This is a genomic window from Bacteroides sp. MSSM.1001136sp1_RTP21357st2_D2_RTP21359_211015 (assembly GCF_040913205.1).
Taxonomy (GTDB): Bacteria; Bacteroidota; Bacteroidia; order Bacteroidales; family Bacteroidaceae; genus Bacteroides; species Bacteroides ovatus.
The window spans coordinates 1-14,357 of sequence record NZ_JBDFVF010000031.1 but is presented as its reverse complement, the minus strand read 5'-3'; the positions used below and the strand labels follow the sequence as shown (position 1 = coordinate 14,357).

Below are 14,357 nucleotides of genomic sequence, written 5' to 3'. Positions count from 1 at the left end.
GTATAGTAAGATGAATACCGGTATGATTCCGTTAGTGGTTGCTTTTACTCCTAATTATTTTGTTCCTGCCGCGACTTGCCTCTACTCCATATTTGAGAATATGCAAATGGAAGTCCGACTACACATCATCTGTCTGTTGAGCGAGGAATTGCCTGAACGTTTGAAACAAAAGATTCAACAGATAGGTGGGGAATGTGCCTGCTACTCCTTTGTAAATCTCAAAGGAAGATTACAGGATATATATGTCGATACTAAATACACGGAAGCAGCTTCCTATCGTCTTTTGCTTCCGGACTTGCTACCGGAATATGAGAAAGTGATGTATATAGACTGTGATGTGATTGTCCGTAATGATTTAGCCCGGCTTTATTATTCCACAGAATTAGGAACACATTATTTAGCCGCTGTATTCGAAGCTCCTGCGGACTTCCAAATCGAACATTTGAAAGCGATAGGTTGTGCCCCGTCGGAGTATATTAATTCCGGTTTTCTGATAATGAACCTTGAACTGATGCGAAGAGACGATATGGTGGCGAAATTTATAGAAGCCTCAAAAGCGGATTATCTCGAATTTCCCGATCAGGATGTATTAAATCAGCTTTGTAAAAAACGCATATTAGGCTTGCCACCTTATTGTAATAGCATCAGAACCTTTTATCTGCCACAATATAAGCGATTCTTCCTACAGAAGTATACGGAACAGGACTGGATAGAGGTGCATCAGCACGGTACGGTACATTATACCGGAGCTAAACCTTGGAATCATTTTACTGTGGAATTCCAGTTATGGTGGCAATATTATGAACAATTACCAGAGGAAATAAAAGAAGAGTGGCAGATAAACAAGAAGATTCGTTTCTTATCCGGACTTTATGGAACTTCTTTGGGAACTTTGATGATAAATGGCTTTCAGTCATTGTATCGTAAATTGAAATATCGATGAAAGCACGAACTCTAATGAGAGTAGCCAAACGGTTCATTCCTGTAAAACTCTGGAATGTGCAGCGTAAAACGTCTATCCTGAAACAGCACAAGAAAGTGGCAGATTTCTGGACACCTATAATTGACGCTTATCACAACGAAACAATAGAAAGGTATGCCTTGAAGCCTAAAAAAGAATTAGATACCAGGAAAGTAATCTGGCAATACTGGGGACAGGGTCTCGACAGTGATGATTTACCTGAAATAGTACGAATCTGCTTTGATTCTGTAGACAAGCATAAAGCAGATTATCAGGTTATTCGTCTGACGGATACTACCCTGTCAGAGTATCTGGACTTTCCTGACTTCGTTCGTCAAAAGCGGGAGAATGCACAATTTAATCGTACATTTTTTTCTGATTTGCTTCGGGTAGCTTTATTGAAGGCATACGGCGGTGTATGGTTGGATGCAACTATTCTGTTGACAAACAGGCTTCCGGGAAAGTATGAGAAACTCGATTTTTTTATGTTTCAACGGTCTGATGATGAAAAAGATAAAGATTATTGGGAGAATGCCTTTGCCTATTATTTTGGTTGGGAATCCGATTTCAAAGTGAGGGTATTGAATAGTATAATCTTCGCTCAAAAAGAAAATAAGGTTATTTCAATCTTGTCAGATTTATTACTTTATTTTTGGGAGACACAGGATTCAGTGCCGGATTATTTCTTTTTTCAGATTCTTTTTCATGAACTGATAACTAAATATTGTCCCAGTGAGAACTGTCCTATAGTAAACGACTGCATCCCACATATTATACAGACTAAAATCAATGGGAATTATGACCGTATATCATTTGGGGAAGCAATGAAACTAACTAGTATGCACAAGATGGCTTATTTCGACGATGCAGCTGTGACACGTTTGAAACTCATCTTAAAATTGAACCGGAATGTATAATTGTCCGATGAAACATGCTTATCTGATAATAGCCCATCATGAATTTGATATTTTGAATAAGTTGATTCAGGCTATTGATGATGAACGGAATGATATCTTTATTCATTTTGACAAGAAAGTAAGAAACTGTCCATCTTTGACTGCTCACTACTCGAATCTATATATACTCGAAAAAAGAATTGATATTCGATGGGGACATTGTTCGCAGATTGAAGCGGAATATCTATTGTTCGAAACAGCCGGTATACGTGGTGAATACCATTATTATCATTTACTTTCGGGGGTACACCTACCCTTAAAGTCTCAAAATGATATACACGAATACTTTTTAAGACTTAAAAACAAAGTAGTGTTGATGCACGTCCCTAATTCGGATTATCAGACTACACTTAAAATCCGGCGGTATAACTTCTTTATGAAGAATTTCATGCATCAAGTTTTATTTATAAGAAGATTGAATCAATTATTGTGGCGATTTTCCATCTGTATCCAGAGGGAATTGCGAATTTTTCGGAACAGGAATCAACTGTATGTAAATGCTTCCAACTGGGTAAGTGTACCCCATCATTGTATCACCTATCTGTTGCAGATTAAAAAGGATGTTTTGCGGAAGTATCGTTTTACTTTGTGTGGTGATGAGTTCTTTATCCCCTCGGAACTGGAGAATTCATATTTGAAAGATCGGATATACTATGATGACAGATTATTGAAATGTGATTTTGAGGGAGGGGCTAATCCGCGTGTTTATACATTGGCGGACTATGATGAACTGGTGAACTCCGGTTGTCTCTTTGCCCGCAAGGTCAGTCACATGGATATGGATATTGTCGATAAGATATTGAATCATATACTAGCGGATGTGAAAGGATGAAACATGCCTATTTAATTCTTGCTCATAATGAGTTTGTCATTCTGGAGCGATTGATACAGTCTATTGATGACGAACGGAATGACATCTATATCCATTTTGATGGAAAATTGGAAAATTATCCGGTCTTTCAGCCGCTCCATGCCGGACTCTTTATTTTGACGGAGCGTATTGATGTCCGTTGGGGAGATATAAGCGTGGTAAAAGCAGAATATGCATTGTTTGAGGCGGCCTGCCAATCCGGTAGATATAGTTATTATCATTTGTTGTCGGGGGTTGATATGCCTCTTAAATCGCAAGACTATATTCATCGTTTCTTTGTAGAAAACAAGGGAAAAGAGTTTATCGGATATTATCAAGGAGACATGACGACTGAAATTGATCGGAAGGTCCGGAGATGGCATTTGTTTCCGGAGCATTTTAAGGATACACTAGGAGGCTTGTCTATCGGCAGGAAAGTCTTGCGTGCCGGATGGATTCGTATGCAGTTTCTGTTGCGAATCCGGCGAAACAAGGACGTTAATTTTAAGAAAGGGACACAGTGGCTAAGTATCAGTTCCGAACTGGTCGGGTACTTGCTGCAGCAACAAGAGGAAGTCATGCGGATTTATAGCCACACTTTCTGTTCGGATGAGATATTTGTGCAGACTATTTGCTGGAATTCACCTTTTCGCGACCGAATTTATAACATCAATGATGAGGGGCGCGGCTGTTTACGGATGATCGGATGGAAAGACAACCGGTTGGAAGAATGGCAGGACCGGGATTTTGAAAAATTGATGAGTTCGGATGCCTTGTTTGCCCGGAAGTTTGGCGGCAAACATATTGGAGTGGTCAACCGGATTTTAAATGAGATTGTGAAATGAAAGACGAATTGGATAAGAGACTGCAACTTATGACTATTTCGGTGATTATTCCTGTGTACAATGCTTCAGCCACCTTGTTTCACTGTTTGGAGTCCTTAGACAGACAGACTTACAGAAACTTGGAGCTGCTACTGGTAGACGATTGTAGTACGGATGAAAGTTTACATATCCTAATGTCCTATGTAGAGCAGCAATCGAATCCGGATTTCACAATCCGTATCCTGCGCCATGAAGAAAACCGGGGGGTAGCGGCAGCACGCAATACAGCTTTGGAACGTGCAACAGGGGATTATATCTATTATGTAGATGCGGATGATTCTATAGAGCCGGATACATTGGAGTGTTTAGTGAATGAAGCAGAGGAGCACGGCTGGGATATAACAGGACACGAATGGTATCTGACTTTTGAGTCCAATGAACGATATATGGAACAGCCTGCATATACCACTCCTGCAAAGGCTTTACGGAATATGATGTGTGGGATTATGCGGTGGAACTTATGGCTTTTTTTGGTCCGGCGTTCTCTATATGTGGAGAATAAAATCCGCTTTATAGAGGGTATGAATATGGGGGAAGATATGATGGTGATGATAAAATTATTTGTATGTGCAAAGAAAGTGGGCATAATTCATATTCCCTTTTATCATTACCGGCAAGGTAACTTGAGTTCGTTGACAAAAAATTACTCGCAGAAACATATAGAACAGGTGGCCGGCAATGTGTATGAGGTGGAAAAATATATTCATTCTTCTTTATATGCTGATGTGTTGCCATCCTGTATCTCCTTCCTTAAGTTGAACATCAAGCTTCCTCTCCTCATCACGGATGATAAATCGCGCTATGAGCAGTGGCTGGAATGTTTTCCTGAAGCTAATAGATATATAATGCAGAACAAAACACTTCCTGTGAGAACACGCTTACTGCAATGGATGGCGGTGAAGCGATGCTTCCGGGGGCTGCAATTTTATTATCGGATCGTATTCAAATTCATTTATGGTATTATTTATAAATAATATAGTGGGACTATGGCTCGTGTTTTAGCTATGTTATTCATATCAATGGTGGTGAGCGGATACTACTTTCCATTCAGCTTTGCTGTTTTACCCCAACTGAACACTAAAATGGCATTGGCAATGACCGGTGTTTTTCTGGTGGTTCTTCAAGGATGCCGGAGGCATAAGATCTCCTTCTCGAAAGAACTGCTGGGCGCTATAATCTTTGCTTTTGTTTTTTCCTTTATCTGTTTTATTGCTGCCGACTATAACCATACAGACGATTATTCCTATGTGACTTATTTTATTTCTTTTTTTACCTGGTTGGGAGGAGCCTTTGTTGTTTGTTTTGCTATACGTATGCTTCATGGTAAAGCAACATTAAGTCTGTTAACAGGCTATCTGACATTTGTATGTGTCTCTCAATGCATATTGGCTATTTTGATAGACCGGTTTCCGGCATTCCAACTTTTAGTAGATACTTATGTCTCCCAGGGACAGGAATTTTTTCAGGAAGTGAGGAGGTTGTATGGCATTGGTGCTGCACTGGATCCTGCCGGAGTACGTTTCTCCATTGTATTGCTTCTAATAGCTTACCTTTTGTGTGAGAATGAAGATGTGAAACAGGCCAAGTGGAAAGTCTTTGTTTACCTCTTTGCTTTTTTTGTGATAGCAGTCATTGGTAACATGATTTCTCGCACCACATCTGTCGGGCTATTACTGGGAATTGCGTATTTGATATGCTCCACAGGGATCTTTCGTCTGATTATCCGCCGGAGTTATTTCAGGCTTTATTCTATTCTGGGAGGGATGCTGATTACATTCATTATATTGGGTGTTTATCTATATGAGCATGATCCCTTTTTCTACAGGAATATCCGATTTGCTTTTGAGGCTTTTTTCAACTGGGTGGAAACAGGAGAATTGAGGACCGATTCAACCGATAAATTGAACACCGTGATGTGGATTTGGCCGGAAAATTTGAAGGGTTGGCTGATAGGGACAGGTTTGTTTGCCAATTTTGTGTATAGTACCGACATCGGTTATTGTCGTTTTATCTTGTATTGCGGATTAATCGGATTCGGGACATTCATCGCTTTTTTTGTGTATAATGCTTGGGTATTTGCCTGCAAGTTTCCTTTTTTCCGGTTGTTATCTTTTTTTCTTTTGGCCTTGAGCTTCATTATATGGATGAAAGTAGCGACTGATCTTTTCTTTATTTACGCTTTATTTTATTGCTTGGATTGGCAAAGGAAACAGGAGTTACCTTGGGAGGAAAGTGAATGAAAATCGTTTATTGCATAGCCGGGACTTATAATTCCGGAGGAATGGAACGAGTGTTGGCTAATAAAGCCAATTATTTGGCCGTTCATGGATATGAAGTCGTTATTATCACTACTGACCAACGTGGAAAACAACCTTTCTTCGATTTGGACAGACGTATTAGATGTCACGATTTAGGTATAAACTATGAGGAAAATAACGGAAAATCGTTCTTGAATAAACTGGTTCATTATCCTTTCAAACAATGGAAACATCGAAAGAGACTGTCGGAATGCCTGAAGCAGACAAATGCGGATATTGCGGTCTCCATGTTTTGCAATGACGCCTCTTTATTATGGAAGATGAATGATGGCAGTCGGAAAATCCTGGAAATTCACTTTTCCCGTTACAAACGTCGGCAGTATGGACGCCAAGGAATCTGGAGACTAGTGGACCGGTGGAGAAGTTGGATGGATGAAAGGACAGTGAAGAAGTATGACTGTTTTGTTGTACTGACTGCCGAAGATCAGTCATATTGGAGGAATCTATCCAATATTACAGTCATTCCGAATGCGCTGACTTATTCTGTTCCCCAATCTCATATATCATCTCTGACAGCCCGGAGAGTGATTGCCATTGGACGCTATGGTTATCAGAAAGAGTTTGATTATCTGATAGACGCTTGGAGAATTATTCACAGTTTCCAACCTGAATGGACCTTGGATATTATTGGAGACGGAGAATGGATGAACCGTCTCCAACAACAGATTAAAGAAAACGCATTGGAACATTGTGTTTTTTTGAAACCACCTACCCGGCATATCGAAGATGAGTACAGACGTGCCTCCTTACTGGTACTGTCATCCCGTTATGAGGGACTGCCTATGGTATTGCTCGAAGCGCAGTCATTCGGATTACCTACTGTTTCTTTTACTTGTAAATGTGGTCCGAAAGACGTAATAACTGAAGGAGAGAATGGTTTTCTGGTTTCAGAAGGAAACATTCCAATGTTAGCCGATAGGATGTTGAGACTAATGGAAGACGATGAATTGCGCAGATGTATGGGACTAAGTGCATATCATCATTCAAAAGCATTTTCGGAAGAGAAAATCATGCAGCGATGGATAGGTTTGTTCAATAATTTGACAATATAAATAGATGAGTGACGGGAAAAAACGATTGTTGTTTCGGCAGTTAGTTTGCGGAAAGGGGGGACACTGACAATATTACGGGATTGTTTATGTTATCTCTCTACGCTGGCGGTTGATGGTCATTACCGGATCATTGCGTTGGTGCATAAGAGGGAACTGGCAGACTATCCGGGTATCCGGTACATTGAAATGCCGGATATTATCAAAGGCTGGAGTCGGAGATTGTGGTGTGAGTATGTGACGATGAACCGGATTTCCGTGAGAATAGCGCCCGTATATCTGTGGATTTCTCTTCATGATACGACTCCGAGGGTGAGAGCTGAACGACAGGTTGTGTACTGCCAGACTTCTTTCCCTTTTTATAAGTGGAACTGGAGGGATTTCCGGTTTGATTATAAAATTGTCTTATTTGCTTTATTCACCCGTTTCGCTTATCGGATCAATGTGCATCGGAATGATTTCCTGATTGTGCAGCAAGAGTGGCTACGCTCCGGATTGAGTCGGTTACTGAGGGTAAAAGAAGAAAAATTCATAGTGGCTCCACCGGAACATAAAGAAAGTCGGGTTGTTGCGGAGAGAATAGAACGATCTTGTTTCACGTTCCTTTATGCTTCCACCCCCGATTGTCATAAGAATTTTGAATTCGTTTGTGAGGCTGTTTCTCTCTTGGAACAGGAAATTGGGAAAGATGTATTCAAACTTGTCCTGACCATTAATGGGCAGGAGAATAAATATTCAAAGTGGCTGCATAGAAAGTATGGCTCTGTGAGTTCAATAGAATTTGCCGGATTCATGAGTAAGGAAAAACTCTTCGGCTACTATCATGCAGTAGATTGTTTGGTGTTTCCCTCCAGAGTGGAAACATGGGGATTGCCCATTTCCGAATTTATGTTCACTGGCAAACCGATGCTTTTGGCTGATCTGCCTTATGCTCGCGAAACAGCTAGCGGAAGTGAGCGGACTGCATTTTTTAGTCTGTCGGCTCCTGAACTACTGAAAGAACAGATGAAGCGGTTGTGGAGAGGTGACACCTCTTTTCTGGCTAGTGTTCGTACTTCCGGGGAACGTTTCTCTTGTGCCTTGTCTTGGCAAGAATTATTTGACTTTATAAAATCTGTATCAAAATGAAAATACTACAAATAGGTAAGTTCTACCCGATCAGAGGTGGAGTGGAGAAAGTGATGTATGATATCACGGTGGGATTGTCACAGAGACAGGTCCATTGCGATATGCTGTGTGCTTCGGCAGAACAACAGCGACCGAAAAGTCTGTCGCTGAATAAATATGCACGTATATTGTGTGTACCCACGTGGAAAAAAGTGGCGGCTACTATGCTGGCTCCGGCCATGATTTACCGCTTGCGTAAGATACGGAAAGAATATGATATTATTCACATTCACCATCCCGACCCGATGGCATGTTTGGCATTATTCCTGTCCGGTTATAAAGGACCGGTAGTATTGCACTGGCATAGTGATATATTGAAACAGAAGATGTTATTGAAATTATATGATCCTTTGCAAAAATGGCTGTTGCGCAGAGCGGAAGTGATTGTCGGTACAACACCGGTCTACGTAAGGGAATCTCCTTTTCTGGAAGAAATACAATATAAAGTGACTAGTATTCCTATTGGAGTGGATAAGATGAAACCCATTCCCGAACGGGTAGAGCAAGTTAAGGAAAAATATGCCGGCAAGAAAATTATATTCTCGTTGGGGCGTCTGGTAGAATATAAAGGTTACGAATATCTGATACGGGCAGCTCGCCAGTTAACCGATGATTATGTCATATTGATCGGAGGCAAAGGACCATTATGGGAAAACTTGCAGGCATTGATTAACGAACTGGGAGTTGCGGATAAAGTTAAGTTGCTGGGCTTTATCGACGATCAGCATTTGCCGGATTATTTTGGTGCTTGTGACCTGTTTTGTCTAAGCTCTATCTGGAAAACAGAAGCATTCGGTATTGTGCAGATTGAAGCAATGTCCTGCGGCAAACCGGTGATTGCTATGAATATCCCTGAATCTGGAGTCAATTGGGTGAATATGGACAGGTTCTCCGGCATCAATGTAAAACCGGGAGATGCCGAGGCGTTGGCCGAGGCGATAGCGACCGTTCTTTCCAATAGTCATTTGTACGAAAGATTGTCACAGGGAGCCCGGCAGCGGTATGAAACGATGTTTACCAAAGAGCTGATGACGGAACTCTGCCTGAATCTTTACCGGATGATATTGAGCAACAATGATGTCCGGATAGAGAACCAATATCATCTCACTACGAAACCATAAAGAAAAACAAAATAATAGTATGAAAAAGAACATGTATGTAGTGTTGTTTCTGGCAGCACTGTTGATGACTTCCTGCATCAATACCAAGAGAATCGTTTATTTGGAAGATATGAAAGAAGATATTTCTTATCCGATGAATCAGCAACCGGAAATGAGGATTCAGAGGGATGACCGGATTAGTATTGTGGTCAATTCGAGAAATCCGGAACTGACCGTGCCTTTTAATATTTCGACAGTAGGCAATTTTCAAGTGACGTCTAATGGAGATGTGGCGGTGACCGGTAATAACCAGAAACAGGAGAAAGGATATACGGTGGATTTGAATGGATATATCGAATTTCCGATTCTGGGAAAGCTGAAAGTGGTGGATTTGACTTGCAAGCAGGTGGGTACTTTAATAAAGAGTCGTTTGGTTGAAGAGAATTTGATTAGTGATCCTTTGGTATTTGTGGATATTTTGAATATAAAGATTACCGTCATGGGCGAAGTGAAAAGTCCGCAAGTCTTGAGGATTGACGATAGCCGGATTACTTTGTTGGAAGCTGTCACCAGAACCGGTGGAGTAACGTCCAATGCACTTTTAGACAGGGTGGCGGTCATCCGTGAAGAGGGCAATGAACGTAAGATGTATATGCATGATGTCCGCTCGTCGGATATATTCTATTCTCCCTGTTTTTATTTGCAGCAGAATGATATTGTGTATGTGCATCCCAAGTATGCGGAAGCTTCTACGAAAGAACGGCGTACACTTGGGTTCTACTCATTCGGACTGTCTATTCTTAGTCTGCTTACAACCATTGCCGTTCTATTAAAGTAATTACCAATTATAAAATATGGAAAAACAGAGGAAACTGGCTCTGACAGAGGAAGAAAAGTCTGTCAATATTGTGGATGTTTTTATGTATCTGATTGCCCACTGGAAATGGTATTTTCTTTCTATTCTGTTGTTCGGGGGATGTTTCTGGTACTTTTATTGTAAGACTCCGTTTGTATATAGTCGCGTGGCGATTGTAATGATTAAGACACCGACCAATTCGCGGTCTGCGATGCAGTTGTATGGCTCCAATGACTTTATGGGGCAGATTAATGTGGCAAGTGAAATCCTTCAGTTTAAATCGAAAGAGCTGATGCGGAAAGTGATTGATCGCCTGCAGGCGAATGTGAGTTATATGGTTTATGACGGTTTACGTCCCAGGGAACTATATACAGAAGCTCCCATACGCGTGGCTTTTATGGATGCAATACCGGGTGAAAGGTGTTTTTTGTCTGTGATTCCTAAAAATCAGCAACAAGTGGAATTGGCAGAATTCTCGAAAGGAACAGAATTGCGACGGGTGGTAAACCTGAACGATACTGTTCATACGGCATTAGGAAAACTAGTTGTTTTTGCTGCCGAAAATTATGGAGGAGACTGGATGGAACGGGCTGTCAAAGTGATTAGTCATCCGCAGGAAGATATGGTGTCTTTCTGGCTGTCTAACTTGACAATCAGGCAAATGAGTGGAGATGCAGCCCTTTTACGTATCACTATGGATGATTGGTCTCCGGTTCGTGCAGCTGACATTCTGGATATGTTGATTACCGTGTATAATGAGGAGGCCATTAAGGACAAAAATCGGATAGCAGTGAATACTGCGGAGTTTATTAAAGAACGTCTGCAGATCATTGAGCATGAACTGGGGAGTGTGGAAACTGATATCGAAGACTTGAAAAGAGCGAATAACGGAGTTGATATTAATACGGTTGCAGGCATTTATATACAGGATAGCCGGCAATATGAATTGTTGATAAAGGAGCTGGATACCCAGTTGCAGTTGGTAACGTTTATCCGTCAGTATTTACAGGATTCCGGTAAGGAGGAGGAACTGATACCCGGTAATATCGGACTGACGGACATCAATATAGAGAGTCAAATTGCACGTTACAATGAAACATTGTTGCGACGGAACCGGTTGGTTAGCGGCAGCAGTAGTAATAATCCCGTCGTGCAGGAGTTGGACCGGTCCATGCAGACGATGAGACAGAATATTTTTCGGGCATTGGATAATCTGTCTGCCAGTCTGAAGCAGAAAAAGAATGATTATACGGTGCAGGAGAACCGGGTGCGTCAGAAAGTGCAGGCAGTACCCCGCAAGCAGCGGGAGATGCTGTCTGTAGAGCGTCAGCAGAAAGTTAAGGAATCCTTGTATGTGTTTTTGTTGAACAAACGGGAGGAGAATGCTTTGAATCAGGCGATGGTGGATAACAATGCGAGAATTCTGGACCCGGTTTCGGGAAGTAACATTCCGATCTCGCCCAATAAGTATAATAAGGTTCTGTTGGGAGCGGGTTGCGGAGTGATTGTTCCTACTGTTGTTCTGTTATTAATCTTAGTGCTGGATACCCGGGTACATAGCCGGAAAGAAATCGAGGCTTCTGTCAGTGCTCCTTTCTTGGCGGATATTCCACAAGTGTCAAAGACAGAAGCTGATGCACAGGAAGTGATGGTACGTGCGCGGGGACTTGACCCATTGTCCGAGGCATTCCGGATTCTTCGTACCAATCTGGGATTCATGATATCACAACCACAGGAGCAAAAAGTGATTACACTGGCTTCTTTCAATATGGGAGCGGGTAAGACATTTGTTTCCGTTAACCTTGCTGCCAGCCTGGTGCAGGCGGAGAAGAAAATTATCATGATTGACTTGGATTTGCGGAAAGGAAGATTGAGCCATTTTGCTCATGCCAAACGGGTGAAAGGTGTGGCTCACTATCTCTCTAACCCGTTGGTTAGTGCAGATGACATAATCTTGCATGATGCCTTTGGCGAAGGACTTGACCTGATTCCTATCGGGGTAATTGCTCCTAATCCGACTGAATTATTATTGAACAGACGATTGGATGAGTTGATTGTCAAACTTCGACGACGGTATGATTATATCATCGTGGATAATGTACCGATCGGAGTAGTGGCGGATGCTTCCGTTGTGAATCGTATTTCCGACCTGACACTGTTTATCGTACGTGTAGGAAAGCTTGATCGTCGCCAGTTACCGGAACTGGAGCGTTTGTATCAGGAACATAGATTGAATAATCTGGCAGTTGTATTGAATGGTGCGAAGAAGGGTAGCAGAGGTTACGGGTATGGTTACGGATATGGCTACGGTATTGATGTGGAAAAGAGCGGATGGTGGAGCCGGATGAAAAAAAGGATGAAAAGGTAATGTTATAAATTCGCATCAGGGAGAGCCATTTTGACTGTTTCATGGCTATTCGGCTGATTTTTAGGATTTCTCTGTATAAATTGTGAGTATTATCGCATTTTTTGCTAGTGAGAAAATGGAAAAAAAGCTCGTTCTTTGCGATGAATATCAGATTATATTGAAAATTAAAGCAAAGATTCATTTATGAAAAAAAATATTCTTATGTCTGTCTTATTGTTGTTAATGGGAATTACCGTTTATGCACAGGAAGACTTTTCAAAATCTACAACAACAACTACAATCGTTGAAAATGCTGATAAATATAAGGTAGAGACAAATCGGTTCTGGAGTAATTGGTTTGTTAGTGTCGGGGGTGGTGCACAGATGTATTTCGGTGACCATAATGTGCAGATGGCGTTTGGCGACCGGCTTAGTCCTGCTTTGGATATTGCTTTTGGAAAATGGTTCACGCCGGGTATCGGTGTGCGGGCTATGTATGGTGGATTGTCTATCAAAGGGGCCACTCAAAACGGAAGTCACTCTACAGGCAAAGTCTATGATGCCTCTCAATGGCTCGACGAACAGAAATTCGACTTTATGAATATTCACGGGGATGTGATGTTCAATGCGTCTAATCTGCTTTGTGGTTATAATGAGAAGCGCTTTTGGTCTGTGACTCCTTATGTTGGTGTGGGTTGGATTCTTACTTGGGAAACTCCGCGTGCACGTAACTTTAATGCCAGTCTGGGGGTGATTAATTCTTTCCGCCTGAGTTCTGCGTTCGACTTGAATCTGGATGTACGCGGTACTGCCACTAAGGATGAATTTGACGGTGAAATCGGCGGGCGTAAGGAAGAGGGATTATTATCTGTGACATTGGGTATTACTTATAAATTCCCGAAACGTACTTGGGGACGTAGTACCGTTAAGACTATTACGTTTAGTGATGAAGAACTGCGCAGTATGCGTGAACGGTTGAATGCTATGAATGAAGAAAACAGCCGTTTGAAAGACGAACTGGTGGTGGCTTCCAACAAAACTCCGGAGAAAGTGGTGGAAACCAGTATTCTTGCAGCTCCTTGTTTGATTACTTTCCAAATATCAAGAAGTATATTGAGCAATGAAGCTCGTGTCAATCTCGGCTTCCAGGCTGAATTGATGAAAAAGAATAAGAATGCGGTTTACACGATTATCGGTTATTGTGATAAAGGAACAGGTACTAAGGAATTTAATCAGCGATTGAGCAAGGCCCGTGCAGAGGCTGTCTATAACTGTTTGGTTAAAGAGTTCGGAGTTCCGACTTCACAGCTGAGAGTGACTTATGAGGGAGGAGTGGATAATATGTATTATGATGATCCCCGAGTGAGCCGTGCTGTAATAACAGTGATTAAATAAATTTGTGGTGAGTGAATTGAAATGAACCCATATTAAATAAACCCGCTAGTAGAATTAAGATGCAAGGCATCTGATAAAATTATAAAGTGTATTCTTATAAGGGTCACTTTATAATATACGGTCTGTGAAGATAGTAACTATTGTTTGTTTTGTTTGTGTGAAAGCATCTTTCCCGGTGGGGAAAGGTGCTTCTTTTTATTTTTCTGATAGAAGTTCGTCAGGCTATTGACAAACGCTCTTAAATGTTGTATCTTTGTAGTATGAGTGTAGGCATTCACTTTAATAAATAACAGATAAAAGAATATGAAATTGATGACTTGAACGATATAATATTATAACAAATCTGGACGTGTTTCCTAATAAATATTGGGAAGGATATACCGGATATAGGCAAAAAGAGGTTGTGTCAAAACGTTGGCACAACCTCTTTTATATTTTACAGTTCTGCTATATTTTCTTTTGGCTATGCTGCTT

General features: G+C 41.3%; 12 protein-coding genes. All 12 read left to right on the top strand.

Annotated features, from left to right (window positions below):
- The first annotated feature begins 10 nt into the window (after positions 1 to 10).
- The 12 genes from AB5217_RS18440 (at position 11) to AB5217_RS18385 (ending at position 13,883) form a co-directional block, all read left to right on the top strand.
- Positions 11 to 943, top strand: coding sequence for a glycosyltransferase family 8 protein (locus AB5217_RS18440; protein WP_032844282.1), 933 nt, complete (start codon positions 11 to 13; stop codon positions 941 to 943).
- Entirely contained in the window at positions 940 to 1,878 is a 939-nt protein-coding gene (locus AB5217_RS18435; protein ID WP_229115759.1) for a capsular polysaccharide synthesis protein, read from the top strand. The genes AB5217_RS18440 and AB5217_RS18435 overlap by 4 nt, the downstream gene beginning before the upstream one ends.
- Positions 1,871 to 2,749 carry a beta-1,6-N-acetylglucosaminyltransferase gene (locus AB5217_RS18430; RefSeq protein ID WP_368117377.1) on the top strand — a complete coding sequence of 293 codons (879 nt, stop codon included), beginning with the start codon at positions 1,871 to 1,873 and terminating at the stop codon, positions 2,747 to 2,749. The genes AB5217_RS18435 and AB5217_RS18430 overlap by 8 nt, the downstream gene beginning before the upstream one ends.
- A complete protein-coding gene (locus AB5217_RS18425) occupies positions 2,746 to 3,612 on the top strand; it encodes a beta-1,6-N-acetylglucosaminyltransferase (protein WP_032854298.1) in 867 nt (288 codons plus the stop codon). The genes AB5217_RS18430 and AB5217_RS18425 overlap by 4 nt, the downstream gene beginning before the upstream one ends.
- On the top strand, positions 3,609 to 4,625 hold the full coding sequence (locus tag AB5217_RS18420; protein ID WP_210404097.1) for a glycosyltransferase family 2 protein: 1,017 nt from the start codon (positions 3,609 to 3,611) through the stop codon (positions 4,623 to 4,625). Before AB5217_RS18425 ends, AB5217_RS18420 begins: the two co-directional genes overlap by 4 nt.
- A gap of 12 nt (positions 4,626 to 4,637) precedes the next feature.
- A complete protein-coding gene (locus AB5217_RS18415) occupies positions 4,638 to 5,891 on the top strand; it encodes a hypothetical protein (protein ID WP_032844278.1) in 1,254 nt (417 codons plus the stop codon).
- Positions 5,888 to 7,021 carry a glycosyltransferase family 4 protein gene (locus tag AB5217_RS18410; RefSeq protein ID WP_032844277.1) on the top strand — a complete coding sequence of 378 codons (1,134 nt, stop codon included), beginning with the start codon at positions 5,888 to 5,890 and terminating at the stop codon, positions 7,019 to 7,021. The genes AB5217_RS18415 and AB5217_RS18410 overlap by 4 nt, the downstream gene beginning before the upstream one ends.
- A 45-nt stretch (positions 7,022 to 7,066) precedes the next feature.
- Complete coding sequence (locus AB5217_RS18405; protein WP_230596392.1) at positions 7,067 to 8,146, top strand: glycosyltransferase family 4 protein; 1,080 nt, start codon at positions 7,067 to 7,069, stop codon at positions 8,144 to 8,146.
- Positions 8,143 to 9,306 (top strand): glycosyltransferase family 4 protein, encoded by a 1,164-nt coding sequence (locus AB5217_RS18400; protein WP_050486390.1) that lies wholly within the window; start codon positions 8,143 to 8,145, stop codon positions 9,304 to 9,306. The genes AB5217_RS18405 and AB5217_RS18400 overlap by 4 nt, the downstream gene beginning before the upstream one ends.
- Positions 9,307 to 9,325: 19 nt before the next feature.
- Positions 9,326 to 10,123 (top strand): polysaccharide biosynthesis/export family protein, encoded by a 798-nt coding sequence (locus AB5217_RS18395; protein ID WP_032844275.1) that lies wholly within the window; start codon positions 9,326 to 9,328, stop codon positions 10,121 to 10,123.
- A gap of 16 nt (positions 10,124 to 10,139) precedes the next feature.
- Positions 10,140 to 12,509: a GumC family protein gene (locus AB5217_RS18390; RefSeq protein WP_032844273.1), complete on the top strand. Its 2,370-nt coding sequence runs from the start codon at positions 10,140 to 10,142 to the stop codon at positions 12,507 to 12,509.
- 183 nt (positions 12,510 to 12,692) lie between these two features.
- On the top strand, positions 12,693 to 13,883 hold the full coding sequence (locus tag AB5217_RS18385) for an OmpA family protein (protein WP_032844272.1): 1,191 nt from the start codon (positions 12,693 to 12,695) through the stop codon (positions 13,881 to 13,883).
- Positions 13,884 to 14,357: the final 474 nt, after the last annotated feature.